Source organism: Corynebacterium macclintockiae, from assembly GCF_027570165.1.
GTDB classification, from domain to species: domain Bacteria; phylum Actinomycetota; class Actinomycetes; order Mycobacteriales; family Mycobacteriaceae; genus Corynebacterium; species Corynebacterium macclintockiae.
In genome coordinates, this window is the sequence record NZ_JAKMUV010000006.1 from 74,384 (window position 1) to 94,996 (window position 20,613).

At 60.4% G+C, this 20,613-nt stretch carries 15 protein-coding genes, 1 tRNA gene and 1 pseudogene; 5 read left to right on the forward strand and 12 right to left on the reverse strand.

Annotated elements, in window-relative coordinates:
* Positions 1–121: 121 nt before the first annotated feature.
* The 5 genes from L8U58_RS06505 to L8U58_RS06525 all read right to left on the reverse strand — a co-directional run bounded on the left by L8U58_RS06505 (position 122) and on the right by L8U58_RS06525 (position 5,559).
* Complete coding sequence (locus L8U58_RS06505; RefSeq protein ID WP_080716716.1) at positions 122–649, reverse strand: GtrA family protein; 528 nt, start codon at positions 647–649, stop codon at positions 122–124.
* Positions 642–1,346, reverse strand: coding sequence for a GtrA family protein (locus L8U58_RS06510; RefSeq protein WP_034975102.1), 705 nt, complete (start codon positions 1,344–1,346; stop codon positions 642–644). Before L8U58_RS06510 ends, L8U58_RS06505 begins: the two co-directional genes overlap by 8 nt.
* A 183-nt stretch (positions 1,347–1,529) precedes the next feature.
* Positions 1,530–2,438, reverse strand: a complete 909-nt coding sequence (gene glfT1, locus L8U58_RS06515) for a galactofuranosyltransferase GlfT1 (protein WP_269954955.1) — start codon at positions 2,436–2,438, stop codon at positions 1,530–1,532.
* 3 nt (positions 2,439–2,441) lie between these two features.
* Entirely contained in the window at positions 2,442–4,283 is a 1,842-nt protein-coding gene (locus tag L8U58_RS06520) for a long-chain-fatty-acid--CoA ligase (protein ID WP_269954956.1), read from the reverse strand.
* A gap of 286 nt (positions 4,284–4,569) precedes the next feature.
* Positions 4,570–5,559, reverse strand: coding sequence for a hypothetical protein (locus tag L8U58_RS06525; protein ID WP_269954957.1), 990 nt, complete (start codon positions 5,557–5,559; stop codon positions 4,570–4,572).
* A gap of 79 nt (positions 5,560–5,638) precedes the next feature.
* On the opposite strand from L8U58_RS06525, the gene L8U58_RS06530 reads away from it, so the two are divergent.
* Entirely contained in the window at positions 5,639–5,806 is a 168-nt protein-coding gene (locus L8U58_RS06530; RefSeq protein ID WP_269954958.1) for a hypothetical protein, read from the forward strand.
* A 321-nt stretch (positions 5,807–6,127) separates the two neighbouring features.
* Positions 6,128–6,271, forward strand: coding sequence for a hypothetical protein (locus tag L8U58_RS06535; RefSeq protein ID WP_269954959.1), 144 nt, complete (start codon positions 6,128–6,130; stop codon positions 6,269–6,271).
* 392 nt (positions 6,272–6,663) lie between these two features.
* Here the strand turns inward: L8U58_RS06535 and L8U58_RS06540 are convergent.
* From L8U58_RS06540 to wzm, 3 genes and pseudogenes are all read right to left on the reverse strand, one after another.
* A pseudogene (locus L8U58_RS06540) lies at positions 6,664–8,010 on the reverse strand (IS256 family transposase).
* A gap of 145 nt (positions 8,011–8,155) precedes the next feature.
* A complete protein-coding gene (gene wzt / locus L8U58_RS06545) occupies positions 8,156–8,944 on the reverse strand; it encodes a galactan export ABC transporter ATP-binding subunit Wzt/RfbE (protein WP_187401977.1) in 789 nt (262 codons plus the stop codon).
* A gap of 106 nt (positions 8,945–9,050) precedes the next feature.
* Positions 9,051–9,938, reverse strand: a complete 888-nt coding sequence (gene wzm, locus L8U58_RS06550) for a galactan export ABC transporter permease subunit Wzm/RfbD (RefSeq protein WP_034992415.1) — start codon at positions 9,936–9,938, stop codon at positions 9,051–9,053.
* A 306-nt stretch (positions 9,939–10,244) separates the two neighbouring features.
* Here wzm and L8U58_RS06555 point away from each other — a divergent pair, with 306 nt between their 5' ends.
* Both L8U58_RS06555 and L8U58_RS06560 read left to right on the forward strand, forming a co-directional pair.
* Positions 10,245–11,624, forward strand: coding sequence for an aminotransferase class V-fold PLP-dependent enzyme (locus L8U58_RS06555; RefSeq protein ID WP_269954960.1), 1,380 nt, complete (start codon positions 10,245–10,247; stop codon positions 11,622–11,624).
* 9 nt (positions 11,625–11,633) lie between these two features.
* A complete protein-coding gene (locus L8U58_RS06560) occupies positions 11,634–12,512 on the forward strand; it encodes an EamA family transporter (RefSeq protein WP_269954961.1) in 879 nt (292 codons plus the stop codon).
* A 64-nt stretch (positions 12,513–12,576) separates the two neighbouring features.
* Here L8U58_RS06560 and L8U58_RS06565 read toward each other — a convergent pair whose 3' ends face one another.
* Positions 12,577–13,578, reverse strand: a complete 1,002-nt coding sequence (locus L8U58_RS06565) for an NAD(P)H-quinone oxidoreductase (RefSeq protein ID WP_269954962.1) — start codon at positions 13,576–13,578, stop codon at positions 12,577–12,579.
* 145 nt (positions 13,579–13,723) lie between these two features.
* On the opposite strand from L8U58_RS06565, the gene L8U58_RS06570 reads away from it, so the two are divergent.
* Positions 13,724–13,808 (forward strand) — tRNA-Ser (locus L8U58_RS06570).
* Positions 13,809–14,030: 222 nt separating this feature from the next.
* Here the strand turns inward: L8U58_RS06570 and L8U58_RS06575 are convergent.
* From L8U58_RS06575 to L8U58_RS06585, 3 genes are all read right to left on the reverse strand, one after another.
* Complete coding sequence (locus tag L8U58_RS06575) at positions 14,031–14,735, reverse strand: hypothetical protein (protein WP_269954963.1); 705 nt, start codon at positions 14,733–14,735, stop codon at positions 14,031–14,033.
* 199 nt (positions 14,736–14,934) lie between these two features.
* Positions 14,935–16,287 carry a heparan-alpha-glucosaminide N-acetyltransferase domain-containing protein gene (locus tag L8U58_RS06580; protein ID WP_269954964.1) on the reverse strand — a complete coding sequence of 451 codons (1,353 nt, stop codon included), beginning with the start codon at positions 16,285–16,287 and terminating at the stop codon, positions 14,935–14,937.
* A gap of 17 nt (positions 16,288–16,304) precedes the next feature.
* Entirely contained in the window at positions 16,305–20,252 is a 3,948-nt protein-coding gene (locus L8U58_RS06585; RefSeq protein WP_269954965.1) for a Pls/PosA family non-ribosomal peptide synthetase, read from the reverse strand.
* Positions 20,253–20,613: the final 361 nt, after the last annotated feature.

Here is a 20,613-nt window from a genome sequence, read left to right on the forward strand (position 1 = left end):
GAGTGACTGCAGAGGCGAAGCCAGAGCCAGCGGGGCAGAGGGAGGGGCGAAGCCAGAGCCGGAGGGGCAGAGACAGAGGCGAAGCTAGTGCCGGCGGGGTAGAGGCAAAGGCGAAGCCCAGCTAGCGCTTGAAAATCAGGAACTTCTGGATCAGAAAGTTCAGCACAGTCGCCGTGCCCTGCGCAATCACAAAACTGATCGCACGCACCCAGAACGCATTCAGGTCGAAGCCTTCCAGCCACGGGATCGACACCTTGTACAGCCCCCACTGCACCGCAAAGGTCAGGCCGTAGGTCGCCATGGTTATTGCAAATCGACGCCCACTCGGCTCCGCCTGGAAAGTCCACCGACGGTTGATGAAATACGCCGTCAGGGTTCCCAGCACGAATCCCAGTGCCTTCGCCACGCCATCGCTCAAGCCAAACGCGAAGGTGAACAGCGCCGTCGAGCCGAAGTCGACGATGGCGCTGAAGCCTCCGACCAGCACAAACTTCACCAGCTGTGACTGGAGCATTTGCTGCGCCCGGCTGGTGTGCGTTGCCTGCCCGGCCGCGCCAGAGCCCGCGCCAGCGCCACCGGCCTGCCCGGCCCGGCTGGTACCGCCGGCCTGTTGCGGCGAGGGGGCGTCATTAGAAGGAGGGCTAGTCATCCGCACCGCCCGCATCCGCACCGCCACTTCGCGGCTCGACTACGCGCACCACCCGGTTCGGCTCGCGCGGGGCAGAGCGGAACGTCCACAGCTTGTTGAACAGGAAGTTCGCCGGAACCGCCAGGATCACGCCGATGAAGTTGCCCCAGTACGCGCGCGTGCGCAGCCCCGTCGAGTTATCGAAAATGTCGTGCGGCAGCGCGATCGGCGACTCCGGGTTCACCAGCGCCGTCGAGACCACCAGCGTGATCAGCAGCCCGAACACTCCCACGGCCATGAACTGCGGCAGCTGCTTCCACCAGGCGCGCTTCGGCTCGTGGCGGAAAGTCCAGTAGCGGTTCAGGCAGAAGTTCCAAATGTTAGCCAGTAGGAACGCGATCACGGAAAACACGTGGTACCAGCGCAAATGGTATTGGCTGCCGAGGAGGTTCAGGAACGCATCCTGCACATGAATATCCCAGCCAGACTCCGCGAGCTTCTTCGACAGCACGAAAATCGCCTGGTTTACCACGAATCCCGACGCGCCGACCAGTCCGAATTGGATGAACTGCCGCGCGACGTGGCGGTGACGGCGGGCTCGGGAAGGAGCGGCGCCTTCGGCGTTTTTCTTATTGACGCCTACGTCGTCAGCGGGCCCGGTGGGCTCAGCGCTAGGGGTCGTTTGGGTTTCGGACACGGTCACTTCGGCTAACTTTATCCTCGGCTAGGTGGTGCATGGCGGTGCCGGGGGTTTGCTTTGGTTTGCTGGATTTTGCAATGCCATTTTGCATTGGCATTGTGCAATGACATTGTGCATTGACACCGCGACAGTCTCTTTAGACTACGCCCGTGGCCGGGATAAAAGGAAAATGGAAGTCGGTGTGTGTGCTTAAAAAGTTGCTTAGAACTTCGGCCGGCGGAACTGCTCGCGCCGGCCGAGCGCGTGCAGTCGTAGCCACTCGGCGAACCCCTTCGGGTCCTTTTTCTGCACTAGGAAGAACCAGCCGAAGCGGGCGTACTCCTGTGGCAGCAGCTTGCGCATGCCCGGCTGGCTCATGATGTACCCGCGGTTGCGGTACGTGAAGTAGCGCTTGAATTCGTTGTCCGGGTACTGCGTGTGCATCTTCCCACCGAGGATCGGCTTGAACTCGTCCGACCCGTCGGGGTGCAGGTAAGCGCAGGTCAGGCACGTTCCAAAGGGAAGGCCGCTGCGGACAAGGCGGCGGTGGTATTCCACTTCGTCGCCACGGATGAACAGTCGATAGTCGGGAACGCCAATTATCTCCATCGCCCGTGCACTGATCAGCGCGCCGTTAAACAGGCTGGCAATCCCCGGCAGGAAAGAACCTTCCAGCTCGGATAGCGTCCGCCGCCACACCAGGCCCTGGCGCAGAGGAAAGGCCAGCCGCTCCGGATCTTCGATGTTGCACACGACCGGGCTGATTTCCTCCAGCCCCTCGCGCTCGGCAACTTCCTGCAGGGTGGCCAGAACGTGTTCGTCGGCTGGCCGCCCGTCGTCGTCGGCGCACCAGATCGCGTCGGCACCCAGGGAAAGTGCGGTCAGGAATCCCAGCGCAAAACCACCCGCGCCACCCAGGTTCGTCGCGGACCCCACGTAGTGCGCCCGCGACCCGCACACCGCTTCCACTAGCGAACGCACCGCCGGGTCGTTGCCGTTATCCACAACCACCACGTGTGCGACCTCCGCGCCCTCCTGGTTTGCAACCTGGCGCAGCGAGGCCTCCAGCAATTCCACGCGGTTATGCGTGACGATCACTGCGGCGACGGTGTCTTTCCTGCTCAGCGGCATGTTTTAGGCCTGTTCTTTCTCTGCGACTAGCTCCTGCACTTCCCGGCGGCGCACCTTGCCCAGCTGGTCGGCGGGCAGCTCCTGGAAAGCATGGAATACCTTCGGCACCTTGTATGCGGTCAGTCGTTTCTTGGCGAAGTCGCGGAAGTCGTCGGCGTCAATAACAGCGCCATTCGCCAGAACCACAGCCGCGGCGACGGTCTCGGAACCATCCTTGCGCTGCACGCCCACGACGGAGGCCTGCTCGATGGAGGGGTGTTCGCACAGGACTTCCTCGACCTCGGCGGGGTAGACGTTGAAGCCGCCGGTGATGATCATTTCCTTGATGCGGGAGACGATCTTCAGGTATCCGTCGGATTCCATGACGGCCATGTCGCCGGTGCGGAACCAGTCCTCGTAGAAGGCGTCGGCGGTGGCGTCCGGGCGGTTGAGGTAGCCCTTGAACACCTGTGGGCCGCGGACGACCAGCTCGCCGGCCTCGCCGTCGGGCATGGTTTCGGCGGGGTTGTCTGGGTTAGCTACGCGGATTTCGGTGGAGGGGAAAGGCACGCCGATGTAGCCCTCGCGGCCCTTACCCATGGGGTTACCTGCGATGATCGGCGAGGTTTCGGTCAGGCCGTAGCCTTCCACGATGTTGCCGCCGGTGGAGCGTTCCCACTCGCGGACGGTCTCTGCGGGCAGTGCGCTGGCACCGCTGAAGGAGTTGCGGATGCCGGAGAGCGGCATGCCGCGCTTCTCGGCCTCCTTCATGATGTTCTGGTACAGCGCGGGCACGCCGGGCATCCAGGAGGGCATGTTCTTCTTCATCACGCGCATGACCAGCGGCATTTCGGGCGCGGGGAGCAGCTGGATTTCGCCGCCGATCATCGGCGCGAGGGTGATGTTCATGGTCAGGCCGTAGGCGTGGAAGATCGGCAGCGCGGCCAGCATGACCTCCGGCTTCGGCCCCTTGCCCAGGCCCTTCACCCAGGCCTGGCCCTGCCGCAGGTTCGCTACGAGGTTGCGGTGAGTCAGCACGGCGCCCTTCGGCTTGCCGGTGGTGCCGGAGGTATAGAGGATCAGCGCGGGGTCGGTGGGGTCGGTCTTCTTATTATTGACGCCCCCACGCAGCCACTTCTCGCCATTTCCGCCCGTGCGCATGAAGCTCTTCCAGGAGACGGCGGAGGGCGCCGGGCCGGTGAGCTTGTCCTTCATAGCCTTGATCTTCGGGATCGGCAGCTTCAGGGCGTAGCGCAGCGGGGCGGGCATTTCGTCGGGGAGGGTGACGGCGATGACTGTATCCAGGGGGCTATCCAGGCGGAGCTGTTCAGCGACGTCGCCGACTTTGTCCCAGAAGAAGGCGACCTTTGCCCCGTGGTCGTTGAAGGGGTGGTGCAGCTCGGTGGCGGTGTACAGCGGGTTGTGGAGGATCGGAACCGCGCCGACGTTCTGGATTGCGAAGAAGGCGATGAGGGCCTGCGGGCAGTTCGGCAGCGCGATGGCGACGTGGTCTCCGCGCTGCACGCCGAGCTTCTCCAGGGCTGAGGAGGCGATGGCGACCTGGCGGCCGTACTGCTCGTAGGTGGTGGCTTTGCCGAAGAAGGTGAAGGCGTTGCGTTCGCCGATCGTGTCCACCGCGTGCCAGAAGACCTCCGGGATGGTGAAGCCCGCGGGGTTTTCCGCCGGGTCGTCGAGGTCGATGGTGTGCTGCGTCCACGGGGTGTAGTGCTGCAGCCATGCCTTGGAGTTGAAGGCCTCGGATGCGGTTGCGCCGCTGCCGGCGGGGGTGCCTGCTGGAGTGGCTTCCTCGTTGCCGGCGGGGGTGCCTGCGCCGTTGTCGCCTGCTGGGTTGGTCAACTGTTTCACCTGGTTCTGCGTGAGTTCTGGGGGGAGTATTTGCTCTGCGTGGCTGCGTTTAATTGCACTGTGCCGTCAGTGTCTAATTGCACTATGCCGTCAGTCGCGCTTGCACGTCCGTGACCGAGTCTAACGCTTCGCGCGCCCCAACTGGCGCGGTTCATTAATTCTCTTTTTATCTCTAGTTCGCGCCTAGCTCGCGCCGGGCTCGCGCCGGGGCGGGGCGGACGGTTCGCGAAGCTGGAGGTGAAGGCGGTGGAGGCGAGGGGGCGTCAATAAGAAAGGACAGAAATGGCTACGACCAGGCGAGCGCGCCGCCGCTCCAGAGGGTGCATGGCGGGCGGGTCGGGCGTGCGGCGAGGGCGTGGAAATGCTCGCTGACCTGGTCGATTGCGTGGCCGGAGTGGTACGTTTCCGCCGTGATGCGCAGCAGCGTGATGCCGCGGGCTTGGATGTCGTTTTCGCGCTGGCGTTCCTGCAGCAGGGCGCGCTCGATGGCCGGCGCGGTGGAGCCGTACTTCTCGCGGCCGTCGTATTCGACGGCGAGGCCGACGTCGAAAAACATGTCGACGCGCCCGATGGTCCAGCCGGCCTCGTTGAGTATGTTGACCTGCTGAAACGGCGCGGGCAGGCCGTGTTCCCAGAAGCGGATTTTCAGCTGCGATTCGCGCGGGCTTTCGGAGAAGCGGGTGATGAGGCGCGCGGCCGTGCGGGCGCGTTGGGCGCCGTGGCGGATGGGCGCGGTTTCCGGCGTGGCGGTCAGCGTGGCGGTCAGAGTGGCGCCTGGGGCGCACATCCCGTCTTGCCACGCGCGCCACGTGCGCCATGCGTTCCACGTGATTTTCTTTGTGTGCAGCGCGGCCTCCGTGGCGATGACGGCGTCGTCCAGTGAGTGTCGAAGCCCCAGGTCGTGGCACGTATCCAGCAGTCCGCTGGTCCAGATTTCGCCGAACTCTGTGGGGATCAGCACAGCGCGCTGGCCTTGCCCCGGCGTAGCGAGGTGGCGCTCTGACCTGCCGGTTCTTCCCATCAGGCTTCTTTTTGGTGACGCCAATTCCACCGTCTCCGGCGGCTCGAACTTCTCGAGGGGCAGGTCGTGGAGGAAGGCTGCCGACTTGCCCGCCACGACGGCTGGACCACTGCGGATGTACTCGGCGGCGATTCTGGCTCGCGCTTTAATTGCTTCTGCGTCGGGGTCTTGTTCAAACTCACGCCACTGACCTGCGGGAATGTAAACTCCCGGTGCAAGTCTGACCGCCTCACCCCTCGCTGCGAGTCGCTGCATTTTCCGTGCCTCCGAGGGGTTCATCGTGTGAACGTCGAGGAGCAGCTTGGCCTTCCTGCGTGGTGGTACCTGGGGAAATGTGACCGCACGCGCCCTCCGGGTGGTCGTGGATTTGGCTCTTGCCTTTCCATTGCTTGCGCTGGTTGCTGTGTTGGTGCTGGTGCTGGTGCTGGTTGCAGCGTTGGCGGGTGTGTTGGTTGCAGTGCTGGCGGGTGTGTTGGTGTTTGCACTGCCGCTCGTGCTGTAATCGCTCAATTGGTGTGCGGTGTAATTTGTTGTTCTACGAGCCTTGGACTGTTTCACTGTTGACCCCCTGTTTCCCCTGGTCTGCGTGGCCTTTGAGAGATGTGCTTCAAGAGATGTATCTAAGAGATGTGTTTCAAGAGATGTGTCGGAGATAGAGAGATGGATAGAGAGATTCGGCAACGCATCCGGGTTCGCGGCCATTCTCGCAATTGAATGAGCTTGGTGGAATATGGGTGGCTTGGACTTGTGAATAACTCTCTGCGGGTGGGCGATTTATCCACAAGTACAAAAGATCGAGATGCGAGAACCCCCTTGATGGTGTATGTGCAGCTTGGCGCCGGACGTGGATGTGGTGCTGGTGGCGGGCGGCGTGCTGGCGCCGGGCGCGGGGGTGTGGGGCGTGGGTGTGGTGTGGGGATGGTGCCAGGCGCCGCGTGTGGGGGTGGGGCCGAATGCGTGGAAGTGAGTATTGGGGTCACTGGGGGCGTTGTTATTGGTGTGAGTGCTGGGTGGGTGGTCTGGTGGCCCTAAGGGCAGCTGCTGGATGGGAAAATGTCGGAAAAGTTGCAATTTGTTATCGGGAGACATTTTCAGTTTTGTAAATCTGCAGGTCAGCGAGTTTTTTGAGCAGGGTGTCGGCGACGAGGATTTACGTTTAGCAACTTTTCCGACAGTTAGCGCTTTAGACTGCAACTTTTCCGGCACTTAGTGCCCCACCAGGGCGGGCTTCAGGGTGGTTTATGGGATAAGTGGGGCGGTAGGGGCTGATGGGGAAAGTGGGGCTGGTGGGGTGTCGGGAGAGGTAAAGTCAGCCGGTACCCCCGGAGGGTGTCCGATTGTTTGTGTGCGGGGGGTGGTTTACAAGTAGTCCGCGAATCGGTCGGGGTAAGCCACGGCTAGTTGGTTGATGGCTTGTTTCCACCCGGTGGCTTTCGCTCCTTCAATATAGCCGTTGCACTCAATGTTGCGCTTTGCTTTCTTCGCTCGCTGGGCGGCACGCTTGTTCGATGTTGCAGATCATCAGCCACAGCGTTTTCTGCGCCGCGGTATCGTTCGGGAATTGGCCCCTGTTGCGGGTAGCTTTACGCAGTTCAGCATTCAGCGACTCGATTGAATTGGTGGTGTAGAGCACCCGGCGTGCCGCCGGCGGAAACTGCAGAAACGGCACGAACCGCTCCCAGGCGTCGCGCCAGACTTTGACCGACTGGGGGTATTTCCGGCCAAGTTCACTGGCCTCGAAAGCATCCAGGCTGGCACGTGCGGTGTCCTCGTTAGCGGCTGTGTAGACCTCACGCAGCGCGCGGGAGACTGCTTTGCGGTCCTGGTAGGACACCCACCGGTTCGCAGCCCGAATCAGGTGCACAATACAGGTCTGTACCATGGAATTCGGCCAGGTTGCCTCCACGGCTTCCGGCAAGCCTTTGAGCCCGTCGCAGCACACAATGAACACGTCTTGGACACCGCGGTTAGCCAGATCCGCACACACCGATGCCCAGAATGCGGCTCCTTCATTGTCGGCGATCCACAGTCCCAGGATGTGCTTGATGCCGTCCATGTCGACACCAACCGCCATGTAGCAAGCCTTGTTGACCACGCGGTGGCCGTCACGGATTTTCACGCGTAGCGCGTCGAGGAAGATCACCGGGTAAAACTCGTCGAGCTGGCGGTTTTGCCAGATCATGACCTCGTCTAACACCGCATCGGTAATGGTGCTGATCGTATCCGGGCTCATATCCACCCCAAGGGTGGTCGCGAGGTGATGCTGGATATCGCGCACGGTCATCCCACCGGCGTAGAGCGAGATAATCATGTCGTCGAGTTCTGTGAGCCGACGTGCACCCTTGGGCACCATCCGGGGAGTAAACGTGCCGGCACGATCCCTGGGCACGGTCACCTCAACTGCGCCGTAGCCAGAATTGACGGTCTTGGTGTACGACCCGTTACGGTGATTATTCTCCTGTGCGGTTTCGACCTGGGATTTCGCTTTGCGGTCGGAATGGCCGTAGCCCAAGTGCGCATCCATCTCCGCCTTAAGGCCAGCGTTGATTGATGCTTGCAGCAGGCCTTTGACCAGCTCGCTTGCATCATCAGCGGAGCTCGACAGCTCGCTGATCAAGCTGGCGAGCTCAGGATTTTCCATCAGCTTCTCGCTGATCTCGTTGACCCTCGCCGGGTCATGGTTTTCTTCGGTGACACCGTAGTCATTATCGGTGAAACTCCTTCTAGATCAGAGCCTCACACACAAACTTCCTGACACTCCCTACCCCCGCAAACTTCAGCAAGCCCCAACCCCGCAAACTTCAGCAAGCCCCAACCCCGCAAACTTCAGCGGCCCAGCACCCCGCCAGCACTAACCCCGGCCCAGGTCCTTCAGCACCTGGCGGACGTGCTCACCAGCCTCAGGCCCCTCATACGCCTCAACCACATCATCCACGCGCCCGACCTGCCGAACCTCCCCGTGGTCGATCCACAGCGCACTGTCGCACAGCTGCGCCAGGAATTCGTTGCTGTGCGAGGCGAAAACCAGGATGCCGCTCCGCTCAACCATCTCCACCAGCCGCCCGCGCGCCTTAGCCATGAAAGCCGCATCCACGGCGCCGATGCCTTCGTCCAGCAGCAGAATTTCCGGGTCGATGCTGGTCACAACCCCCAAAGCCAGGCGAATTCGCATGCCCGTCGAGTAGGTGCGCAGCGGCATTTCCAGGTAGTCGCCGAGCTCGCTGAACTCCGCAATGTCGTCCATTTTCCGCCGCATTGCCTTCCGCGTCTGCCCCAGGAACAGTCCGCGGATCATGATGTTTTCGTACCCGGAGATCTCCGGATCCATGCCCACACCCAGGTCGAACACGGGTGCCACGCGCCCGCGCACAATCGCGGACCCGCGCGTCGGCTCGTAAATCCCACTGAGCAGGCGCAGCAGAGTGGACTTGCCGGCGCCGTTGTGCCCGACCAGGCCGATCCGGTCGCCGTCTTGTAGATGCAGATTGACGCCCTTAAGCGCCTCCACCATCACCGTATTCGACGAGTTCCTGCCGATCGCGCCGCCGGCAGCCCCCAGGAATGTCTGCTTCATGGAGCGGGTCTTCGCATCGAAGATGGGGAAGTCTACGCACGCGTCGTAAGTGTCAATCGAAACCATGTCATCTCACTTTGTTGTTTCAGTTGTCGCGGCTGGCGGGCCCCAAGCCCGCCTGCCGCTAAGCCAGCCGCAAGCCAAGCCATACCAAGCACACCAGCTAGCACGGCTAAACCCAGTAGCTCACGCGGAAGCGCCAGCGGCGCATCACCAGCAGAGCCAGCGAAAGCCCCAGCACGGTCAGCACGCCCACGATGCCCCAGTGGTAGGCGGGGACTGGCTCGCCGATCATCGGCCCGCGGACGATCTCCAGGTAGTGGTACAGCGGGTTGATCTCCGCAATTCGTGCGCGCTCGGCCACTGCCCCGCCTTGGTCGCGGAGGGTTTTGGTGGTCCAGACGATGGGCGTCATATAAAAGGCCAGTTGGACTAGCGAATCCAGCAGTGGGGCTACGTCGCGGAAGCGGGTGGCGATGATGCCGAAGAACATGGTCACCCAGATGCCGTTGGCGATCATCAGCGCCATGGCGGGCACGATCAGCAGCACTTCCCACCCGAGCGATGGGCGGAACACGGCCAGCAGCACCAGCCAGATCACGAGGTTGTGCAGCAGGAAGAGGAATTGCCTCCACACCAGGCGGTACACGTGCACCGACAGGGCGGACGGCAGTTGTTTGATCAGCCCTTCGTTGGCGATGAAGACCTCGGCGCCGTCCTTGATGCAGCCTGCGATGAAGCCCCACAGGATCAGGCCGACGGCGACGTGCGGCAGGAAGCTGGCGAGGTCTTGCTGGAACAGCAGGCTGTACAGCAGGCCGAGGGCCAGAGCCATCACGCCGGTGGCGATGGTGATCCACAGCGGGCCGAGGGTACTGCGCCGGTAGCGTTGCTTGATGTCCTGCCAGCCGAGCGCCAGCCAGAGTTCGCGCTGCGCCAGCCCCTTCTTCAGGTCCGCCCACGCGGCGGCGAAGGTTTGGGAGTTGCTAGCTGGGATGTCGCCGTCTGCCGCGGCGGTGATCCGCTGGAGATCCGCGGCCTCTGGCATTTTCTGTGGCATGTGTTCCTGCTTCTGTTGCTGTTGCTTTGAGGCAGTCTATTTTACTTTGTGACGCCCACGCCTCCTATTCTCGGCGCGTCCCGCGATCGTGTTGGTGGCTGCGTTGGCTCGCGGGGACCGGGGCTGCGACCGGGGCTGCGACCGGGGACGGCGGTGGCCGCGACCGGCGACGGTGTTGCGTGTCCGGCTGGCAGGCTAGTATCGGTTGGGCAGAAGCACAGTCTGAAGCAATCGCAGTTTGAAGCAATCTAGATAGCCCAGGTAGCGCAGTCTGGGTAGTGCAGTCTAGGTGGATAAGGAGTTCCAGTGTTCGATGTGCCACGGGTGCGGGGATTGTATGCATCGCTGTCGGATGGCTGGACGTACTTAAACGCGCAGGATTTCCCGCAGGTTCCGGAGCGGGTGTCTTCGGCGGTGGCGCGTAGTTTCCGGGTGGCTTCTTTGCTGGAGCCTCCGGAGTCGGCGACGGGTTCGCATTCCCGCGCGCAGCGTCCGGGCCGCCGCATTGGTGAGTCTTTCGGAGACTCCGCGCGGATCGCTATCGCAGATCTGACGGGCGCGCGCCCGGAGAATGTGGTGCTGGGAGCCTCCCGCGCGGCACTGCTGGATGACCTGGCGCATGCCCTGTACCGGCGCTTGCGCCTGGGGCAGGAGGTCGTGCTGTCCCGTATTGACGATCCGGCGAACGTGTCGCCGTGGAAGCATGCGGCGGATCTGTATGGCGCACGGGTGCGCTGGGCGGAGCCGGATCTTTCCAGCGGAGTGCTGCCGGCCTGGCAGTACACGAACCTCGTGGAGTCGGAGACCACCGTCGTGGCAGTCTCCGCTGCGAACCGGTACGTCGGCGCGGTGACGGATGTGCGGGCCATCGCGGATTGCGTGCGGGCGAAGTCCCGGGCGTTGCTGGTGGTGGATGTGGATTCCTTCGCTCCCTATCGCGTGGTGGACGTGGAGCAGATGGGTGCCGACGTGCTGGCGCTGGATGTCGCCAGCCTGGGCGGCCCGAGTGTCGGCGCGCTGGTGTTCAAGGATGATGCCACCCGCCGCGAGGTCTTCCACTCTGCGCATGGCGTGGGCGGCGTGTCGGAGGGCCTGCTGGGTGGCGTGGCGGAGGCCGTGGATCACCTGGCCCGCTTGGACGATTCCGCCCGCGGCACCCGCCGTACGCGGTTGAAGAAGGGCCTGCCCCGCGCCGCCGAGCACCTGAACACGCTGGCAACGCACCTGGTGGAGGGCCTGCAGAGCCTCGGCACCGTGCACGCCATCGGCGTGGATGGCGATGGCGACGCGCTGGAGGAGTTCGCCTCCGTCGACCGCGTTCCGCGCGTGAGCTTCATGGTCGACGGCGTGCCCGCGGGCGTGGTCGCGCAGCGACTGCTGGCCAATGGTGTGGTCGCGGGCGTGGTCGCGCCGGGCCAGTCGCAGCTGTTGGAGCGCATGGGGGTCTTCGAGGAGCTCCCCGCGGCACCCGGCGCGAACTCCCGTGGCCGCCACGGTCGCAAGGCGGCGGACGCCGCCTCGGCACAGAGTTCTCCGCAGAGCTCTCCGCAGGGGTCGGCCGCGGCGTTGGGGTCGGCGCTGGGATCGGCACTAGAGCAGGCCGGTGCAGTTTCCGTCGGGTTCGCCCCGCACAACACCGCGCATGATGTGGACCAGTTGGTGCGGGTGGTGGCGTCCGTAAGATAGCGTGGCCGTGTGCTACGACTGATTACCGCGCTTACACCGATAATTTGGGGAACGACGTACATCGTCACCACGAATCTGCTGCCGCCTGGGCGGCCGCTGCTGGCGGGTGTGCTGCGTGCGCTACCTGCGGGTTTGATGCTGCTGCTGTGGTTCCGCAGGCTGCCGCGCGGGCAGTGGTGGTGGAAGTCCGCGGTGCTGGGGGTTGTGAACATCGGCGGCTTCTTTGCTCTGCTGTTCGCGGCGGCGTACCTGCTGCCGGGCGGCGTGGCGGCGATTGTGACGAACACGGCGCCGCTGTGGGTGATCGCACTGAGCCCGGCGCTGTTGGGCACGCGCATTCAGCCGTACCAGGTAATCGGCGCGCTCGTTGCTGTGGTGGGTGTGGCTTGTTTGGTATTGACGCCCGCCGCAGCCCTGAATGCCGCCGGCATCCTCGCGGGCTTAGGCGCCAGTGTGTGCATGGGGCTGGGTGCGATTCTGGCGAAGAAGTGGGGTAAGCCGGACTATGTGCCGCAGCTGGCGGTGACGGGCTGGCAGCTGACTTTCGGCGGGTTGTTCCTGGTTCCGCTGCTGCTGGTAATGGAGGGGCTGCCGGACCACCTGACCGGCCAGAATGTGTTGGGTTATGCGTATCTGACGATCTTCGGTGCCCTGATTGCGTATGGCATTTGGTTCCACGGCCTGGCCAAGTTGGACGTGGTGCAGGTGGCGATTCTCGGCGTGCTGAGCCCCGTGACGGCGACGTTCCTGGGCGTGGTGTTCGTCGGCGAGCGGCTGAGCGTGGTGCAGTGGGCTGGCCTGCTGCTGGTGCTGGTGGCGCTGGTGTTGGTGCAGACGGGCGGGTGGCCGCGGCGTGGCCTCGGGCGGCTCACCAAGCCGCGCGTTTAGCTGCTTCGCCCGTTGCTCAGAGGCGCGAGCCGGGCCCGCCACTATAGCAACGCGACCGCCGCGCCTAGCTCTGCGGCAGTTCGAGCACGATTTTGCCGGTGACCTCCCCGGCCAGCAGTGCCTTGTGCGCGGCGGCGACTTCGGCGATGGGCATGATCCGGTTGATGTGGTGGGTGATCTGCCCGTTCTCCAGCAGCGGCCAGACGTTGCGCACGGTTTCGGCGACGATGTGTGCCTTGTCTTCCTTGTCGCGGTAGCGCAGGCCGGTGGCGCTGATGTTGCCGCGTTTATTGAGTAGCTTGGCGATGTTCAGTTCGCCCTTCACGCCGCCTTGCATACCGATGATTACGATGTGCCCGTCGGGGGCCAGGGCCGTGATATTGCGGTCGAGGTACTTGGCGCCGATGATGTCCAGGATCACGTCCGCCCCGCCGTGCTCGGTGAGGATTTCGGCGAAGTTTTCTTCCTTATAGTTAATGAGGATGTCCGCGCCGTAGCGGCGGCATACGTGCAGCTTTTCTTCGGAGCCGGCGGTGGCGGCCACGGTGGCGCCGAGGGCTCTGGCTAGTTGGATGCCGAAGATGCCGATGCCTCCGCCGCCGCCGTGGAACAGGATGGTATCGCCTTCGCGCAAGCGGGCGGTCATCATGATGTTGGACCAGACGGTGCAGGCGACTTCCACCACGCTGGCGGCTTCGGCGAGGCTGTATCCGGCGGGGATGGGGAGGAGCTGGCCTTCGGGTACGGTGGCGTATTCGCTGTACCCGCCCCCGGAGAGCAGCACTGCGACTTCGTCGCCCGGGTGCCAGGGGGAGCCGTCGGGGCGGGTGGCTCCGTTGGGGGCTTCGATCACGCCTGCGGCTTCGAGCCCGATGATGTCGGTGGTGCCGCGGGGTGGGGGATAGTGGCCTTGGGCTTGTAGGGTGTCTGCTCTATTGACGCCCGCGTAGTGGATGCGCACCAGGGCTTCGCCGGGTTGGGGGTCGGCGATGCTGGTGGTTTGCCAGGCCAGGGAGCTGGGGTTTTCGGTATCGGTCTGGATGATTGCGTTCGTGGTGATGCTCATGGTCTCCACCCTAATGAATCATTGTGCGGCTGAGAATGGGGTGCGCGGTGGGGGAGTGAGGTTTCGGTGGGTCGGTGAAAGGCGGAGCGGAAGTTGGAGGATTAGTGGTGGCGTGTAAAATGTTTTGAGCGGTACTAGCCGCATTGGAAGTATGGCAGAGCGGCCGAATGCACTGGTCTTGAAAACCAGCGATGGGAGACCATCCGGGGGTTCAAATCCCCCTGCTTCCGCAGTTGTCCTGAAGCGCAACTTGATCGAGAGATGAGTTGTGGCTTCGTGGGCGAACCGATATCTGCGTTGTTTTTGGGTTGTCGTGGCTATGGGGGCTAGGGGTGGGGCTTGGTATCTTTCATTGAAAGTGCATTCTGTTACTAAGAGTTATTTCGGTTTTTGAACCTCGTGCTACTCAAACGGTAAATTGTTCACGTTCTGGTGAGACTTTTGTTGTGGAACTATCTCCATATGATTGGTGCCGGCTTTTTGCGTCCCTCGGGTACTGTGGGAACCTCTTCGTCGAAATAGAAACTGACAGTATGCGACGATTCTGCCGTTTCAGATCCGTGTTCCACTGCGCCCACCGTACCCCGGGCATAGGAGAAATTTCTGACTAGCGAGCTTTGTTTAGTTGGCAATCTAGAGTTGAGCGGGATCCCGCAGGCGTTATCGGAACCACCCACTAGCCGTCGTGAGGCCTTGCCGTCACGGCTGGAAGCGATCATTTTAGGTGGCGTAACAGCTGCGTTGTTAATATCCGGTAGCCCGTGGATTACCATCGGATCTTCTGTGTATTTGGAGACTGCACCTAAGAATGCTATGTCGTAGGCATAGCAATTGAAATGGCTGATGTTAGTTGCCTTTTCAGGCTCAAGGAGTTCTATCCGCCCAGCCGGAATCCGTACACCATCGTGAGCGTTAATTTTCCAGATCAGCAAACGCCCCTCGGAGTCGGAGGTGGCCACAGTAGCAGATTCGCCGAACCGAAGAACCGTTCCGGGTGCAGTGAGAGCTACCTTGGTGCCGTCTGGATAGAGAAACTCTGGTAGTTCTTCTGTCAGACCTTCCGAATCCTCGTTCTCATCTGTAGAGTCCTCCTCGATACCGTCGCCGGGCTTTCTGGATTCTTCAGACTTTTCTGGCAAAGATTGTTTGGTTGGCATAGGCGAAAACCCCTCAGTCTCAACTCCAGCGCACGCTGCGTTCGTCAACAGAATTGAAACGCCTAACACAGCTAGGCGTAGGCTATTTCGCAGAGAAAACTGCGGAGGCGTGATGTTCACGGAAAGTGCTCCTTCAGTCCTGAGGAAGTCTGTCGCTCGACACAATTGGCATCTTTCTGCCTTGTAACGGCTATGAAGCTTACCTTGTTTCCACCTGAACCGGTTCTGGTGGTTTAGGTACGAACACGTAGCTGATTCGTCGGCAGAAACGGGAAACCAAAGATTCGAGTGGTCCGGTTCCCCGTGCCAGTTGCCATGCGCTAGCGAAGAGTAGCGCGAACAGAACCTGAGCGAAGAACCAACCCACAGGGAAGTTGCTGATGGAATCTCCAGTGACTACGAAGGTTAGTAGATGGGCCGTGTACAACGTCAATGTCATTGAGCCAGCTGCAATAAGGGGTAAGAGGAGGTGGCTCAGCATACGGCTGACCACGAGGAATGCGCCGATGACAAACATTGCCAACCCCGCAGAGGTGAGCAGGTCAAACGTAGTATCCGTGTGCGGTCCATTAACGGCCAGCCACCACCAGGTGTTGGTAGGCAGGTGCCCCTCCGGTCCGTAATCCATGACGTTAATGATGTCCTCGGCATCGTACCCATCAGTGTAGTAGTACAGGTTTGTAAACCCACCGAGGTAATCGATGAGAAACGTTGAGAAGAAGGACCCAACAAAGGCGAGGCCAGCACCGACCAGGATGAGCCGGACCTGGGTAAGCAACCAGCGGAGGTTCAGCCGTCCAATAGCTAGCCCGAGGCATAGGTAGCTCATCCACGTCACAAGCGGATAGGTGCCGCCTACCAGCAAAGTGATCAACGTGTCACCTGGTAGAGAAAACAGCGAGCTGAAATTGGGGTTGAATGTAGTGGTGTAATGGAGTCGAGAGTTGGTGAAAAACACCAGGATCGGCCCTAAAGTTGCAAACCCGGCTGCCACAGCCAGTAGCGTGCGGATACGTGCAGCAGTTAGTGGAATGGCGAGGAAAAACATCAACCCGTAGTAGGGCAGAATACTGTACACGGGTAGGTGTAGTTCGTCTAAGGCAAGACCGAGTAGAAGGATAACCGCAGCGCGAGCTGCCAGTGAGACCCGGCTGCGGCGCATCTTCTGACCTTTGTACGGGTTGTTGGAACCCGTCACTAGGGCTACGGTGATGCCGGCAAGGACCGCGAATAGCGCAGCCGAGTGCCCGGCGAAAATTCCCCAAACAAAGGTCGGTCGCCCCGTGTAGCTATTAGCTGCAGGAAGGATGTGCACTGCGACCATCCCTAGCAGTGCACAGCCACGGGCAGCGTCCAGACCTGTGATCCGCTTTGGATTGCGTGCTGGGCCGAACGCTAGATCCTTGCTCCATTTGGGTGCCGTTGGTTCGGGGGGCGGGGTGTAAACCGGCGGAGGGGCAGCCTTTTCGCCGTCCCAAATTGGACGGATGGCCGCTGGGCCGGGGGTCGGCCGTGCTGCTTTGGGGTCTTCGGGTGTGGCGGATGAATCCATGGGCTTACCTTTCGGGCTTAATTCTTGGGGGTTGATTCGGCTGTGAGCTTTGGATCATTAACAAAGGCGACAGGATTGCCGGTCCAGACCGAGTCAGCGGGAATTCCATCCTGCCGCAGGACGAGAGACCCGGGAAGAACCGTCGTTCGTTCTCCGAGCGAAGAGCCGGGGAGCATAAAACTATTCGGTCCGAGTGTGGAGCCCGATTCAGCAACTACGGGTTCTAGAGCCATCACGCGGTCATGAAACAGGTGTGTCTGTAGGACAGTACCGCGGTTGATCGTAGCTCGATCTTCAACTCGAATGAGGTCGAATTCCGGAAGCCACCACGTTTCACACCAAACGCTGCGTCCAATGGAAGAACCCATCAAGCGTGCCCATAAATTGAACATGGGCGAACCAAGAGACATTCGGATAAGTGAAGGAACCGCGAGGATTTCCGTGAAGTTGTCCACTAGCTCGCCACGCCATACGAAGGAAGAGTACAGGGTATGATCTCCAGGCTTGAACCGGCCGACGAGTAGCCATTTTGCAATGATTGGCAAGATGCTGGCAGCAATGCCTGCAAGGAGGACAATTGGGGTTGCCCACATAGCAACTGCACGCAATCCGGACCAGCCGAGTCCATAGTGCATGTAGATAATGGTTCCCACCCACACAATGAATAGATCCAAATAAGCTACTGCCAGGACAGGTAGGAAGCGAAATGCCTCTACTAGAGCTCGCGCGACTTTCAGGTAGTTAGACGGGTTGAAAGTTTGTTTTTTGTCGGCATCCACGTGAGTGCGTGGAATTTGCTGGGTGGTGCGGCCCAACCAAGAGGTTCCGCGGCCGGGGCGCTCGGGTGTAGACGCGAGGACTGCAATCAGAGAATCTTCGGGCAGATCGTGATCGATTCCTACGATGCCCGAGTTTCCTACGAAGGAGCCGTCGCCGATGACGGTAGTGCCGATATGTACCCAGCCAGATCGGTAGCGCACAGAGGCGCAGAGGGAGTGGTCGGCAAGGAAACAACGATTACCGATGGAAGTCAGGTGGGGGATTGTCTCAACCGTTGAAATCTCAGTGCTATTGCCTACTCGAGCCCCCAGCAAGCGCAGGAATGCTGGGGTCAGCCATCCTGCGTACATGAAGTAGGTAGAGGTCAAGGTCTTCTGCAGAAGCGTATGTGTTAGCCAGACCGCCCAGCCGGTGGCGGATTCCTGTGGGAAGAACCCTGGCTTAATGAAGAGTGCGCAGAACCGTATCGAAAAAATAACTAGCCCTAACCAGGTGACTACCGTGAGCAGGGTGAACACGGGTACCCATGCCGCCAAAATAGGGAAGACTTCCTCATAGTGAGAGTGCGTGATAACACGCGGAAGCACCATCGCGGTACCCGGCAGGATCGAAATGATGGGCAGTAGGGTCATCCAGGCTTGACCTGACAGATACAATGCCTTGAGCTGTACCCCATTCGTAATGTGAACTTTGCCTGCGGCTGCGGAGTCAGTCGGTGATTGAGCAGGCCAGGTTTCATCGGCCTTACCGCGGTGGATCAATGGAGAACCACCATAGAGCTGACCATTCGGAACGGAACCTGTTACGCACGATCCGGGGAGGATTTCTGCACCATCACCAATTGTGGCGTCAGGCGCAACGAATGTTCGCAGGCCAACACGGACTTGATCGCCGATTGTGATCCTGCCGATATGGAAAGTATCGCCTTCGATCCAGTGACCATTGACGTCCACCTCTTGTTCCAGGCAGGAGTTTTCTCCGATGGACAGCAATCCGCTTACTGGAGGCATCGACGCAAGGGCCACACCACGACCGACCGTGCAGCCAAATAAGCGATAGAGAAGGGGTGCGCCTGGTGTTCCGAGTAACGACTCGAGTTTGAGGTAAGTGAGGAAACGATCCGCCGCCCACACACGCATGTGAGTCCACCCTCCACGCAAGTGCTTACCAGGGCGTACCCCCATCGTTAGCAAGCGAACTACAATAGTCGCTTGAAGCATTTTTCCTGCGGTGGAGAATAGTATGAGCCAGCTAGCCAGTAGTGGCCAGAGTGGAATCTCCGGAACCCATGCCGCATCGAAGAAAAAACGCAGAGCCCACACCACAATTAACGATCCGACGATGTAACGCAAAGCGTTGACAGCGTAGATGGCACAGACCACCAAGAATTGGAATACTCCCGACCACCACGGGATCTTTCTGGGTGTGGGACGTTTCTCCTGTGCTTCATTCAGCGTGGCGATGTACGCTGCCATCTCCGAGAGCGTGGGGTTCTTGTACAGATTGCCGATATCGAGGGCAGGGTGAAAGTGGCGTAGTTCCACGGCTAGTTTCGCGATCGCGACAGACGATCCGCCGAGTTCAAAGAAGTTGGAATCCGGCTCCATAGGAACTTGCCCGAGTTGATCGGCCCACTTGTGGGCAAGCCAGTGAAGCTCTTCTGGCAGTGCGGCGGTAGTTTCGCCCGAGTCGGGGAGTGGCCATGGCAAGGCAGAACGGTCAACCTTACCAGAGGTTTTCATTGGAAGCTCGTCGACCACGCACAATGTAGGTGCGATTCCGCCGGGAAGAACTTTTGAAAGATAGCTACGTGCTTCCGAGAGGTTGATTTCTGATTCAGCGACTATGTACCCGACGATAACGTCGGAGCCAGCGGGCGTTTTCTGCTTGGCTGCAGCAGCCGCGGACACACCAGGAGTGCCGGCTAGTGCGCGATCGATCTCTCCTAACTCCATGCGGCGGCCACCGAACTTAATCTGGTCATCCGTACGACCAGCAAAGATCAAGCCGGCCTTCTCTGCGATGACAAGGTCACCTGTCCGGTAGGCTCGATCCCAGTTCAGGGAGGCGATCGGTGCGTAGGCTTCGGCGTCCTTGTTGGGGTCGAGATAGCGTCCGAGACCGACACCGGCAACTACGAGTTCACCTGATTCGCCCCAGCGCACTGGTTCTTCGGTTTCTGGATTGACCACGGCCAGTTGCCACCCGGGTGTTGCGCGTCCGATTCGAACCGGCTCGTCGGCACTGAGCGGTTGGACTAGTTCGCCAGAACAAATAATCGTTGTTTCAGTGGGGCCGTAAGTGTTCCATACTTCTCGGCCCGGGGTGGCTAATCGATTAATCAATTCTTTGGGTAGCGCTTCTCCACCAAAGATCAGCAGTCGAACGTTGCTGAGAGATTCGGTTGTCCAGAAAGACGCAAGGGTAGGGACTGTTGAGACAGCCGAGATCCGGTGATCGGTGATCCATTGTCCGAGTGCGTCTGCGGAACGGACGATGTCGCGGGGAGCGGCCACGAGCGTTGCTCCGTATCGCCACGCCAGCCACATCTCTTCACAGGAAGCGTCGAAAGCAACAGACAAGCCTGCCATTACCCGGTCGCTGGGTCCCAAGGGTTGATCTACGAGATACATTCGTGATTCAGCATCAACCAGTGCTGCAGCTGACCGGTGTGATACTGCAACACCCTTGGGCTTACCAGTCGAACCCGAGGTGAAAATAATCCAAGCGTGGTCCGTTAGCTCGGGGCTAGACGGGGTGATCGGCTCACGTTGTGGACCATGTTGGACAATTGACAGGTTCTGGCCGTATACGGCCGCTACCTGTGCTTCCTCCCATACGGTATTTGCCCGACTATCGGGATCGTCCCAGTCGACGGGTACATAAGCTGCTCCAGCGCAGATTGTCGACAAGATTGCAATATAAAGATCCGTCGTTCCGGAAGGAACGCGGATGCCGATTCTGTCGCCCTTTCCGATTCCGAGTTCAGCAAGACGATTGACTTCATTATTAATGCGGTCGACCAGTTCGCGGTAAGTGAGTGTCTCGTTTGTTCCTTCCAATGCAGTCGCATCGGGGTGGTTATGTACGGTTACCGTAAGGATATCGACTAAGGTTCGGGCTTTGGGAACCTCCTCGACTCCATAGATTGCGTATATATCGTCGTCAGTGTTTCTAGTCTCCATATGCGCGATCTTTCTTTCAGCGTGGGCGTGCAAAAACTCAGACTCCCGGAGTTCTATCGCCCGGAAGAGCCATTCGATTTACAACGAAACGGTAACGACTCTACATCATTAGCATAACATTGGGTAGATGCTATTAGTGGTGCGCGTGGCAGCCTAGAGTGGGCACATGAAAGATTAGCAATGGTCTGTGATGATAGCGCGATAGTGTTTGGGGTGCGTAAAAAGGGCTATGCGACTCCTAATTCACCTGTTAAGGATTGGGTCGAACAATCAGAACTTTCTAAAGATCGGATACGTACTGGCTTCAGGCTGCAGTGACCTCGGGTTGTTCTCAACGTACAGGGCGAAGGGCGGCGTCCAG

Bases quoted from the DNA above. Each gene is read 5' to 3' on its own strand.
- L8U58_RS06525 (WP_269954957.1), bottom strand. From the start codon at position 5,559: ATGCAGCGACTCGCAGCGAGGGGTGAGGCGGTCAGACTTGCACCGGGA.
- L8U58_RS06565 (WP_269954962.1), bottom strand. From the start codon at position 13,578: ATGAGCATCACCACGAACGCAATCATCCAGACCGATACCGAAAACCCC.
- wzm (WP_034992415.1), bottom strand. From the start codon at position 9,938: ATGCCACAGAAAATGCCAGAGGCCGCGGATCTCCAGCGGATCACCGCC.
- L8U58_RS06580 (WP_269954964.1), bottom strand. From the start codon at position 16,287: ATGGATTCATCCGCCACACCCGAAGACCCCAAAGCAGCACGGCCGACC.
- glfT1 (WP_269954955.1), bottom strand. From the start codon at position 2,438: ATGCCGCTGAGCAGGAAAGACACCGTCGCCGCAGTGATCGTCACGCAT.
- wzt (WP_187401977.1), bottom strand. From the start codon at position 8,944: ATGGTTTCGATTGACACTTACGACGCGTGCGTAGACTTCCCCATCTTC.
- L8U58_RS06535 (WP_269954959.1), top strand. From the start codon at position 6,128: ATGTGCAGCTTGGCGCCGGACGTGGATGTGGTGCTGGTGGCGGGCGGC.
- L8U58_RS06585 (WP_269954965.1), bottom strand. From the start codon at position 20,252: ATGGAGACTAGAAACACTGACGACGATATATACGCAATCTATGGAGTC.
- L8U58_RS06575 (WP_269954963.1), bottom strand. From the start codon at position 14,735: ATGCCAACCAAACAATCTTTGCCAGAAAAGTCTGAAGAATCCAGAAAG.
- L8U58_RS06505 (WP_080716716.1), bottom strand. From the start codon at position 649: ATGACTAGCCCTCCTTCTAATGACGCCCCCTCGCCGCAACAGGCCGGC.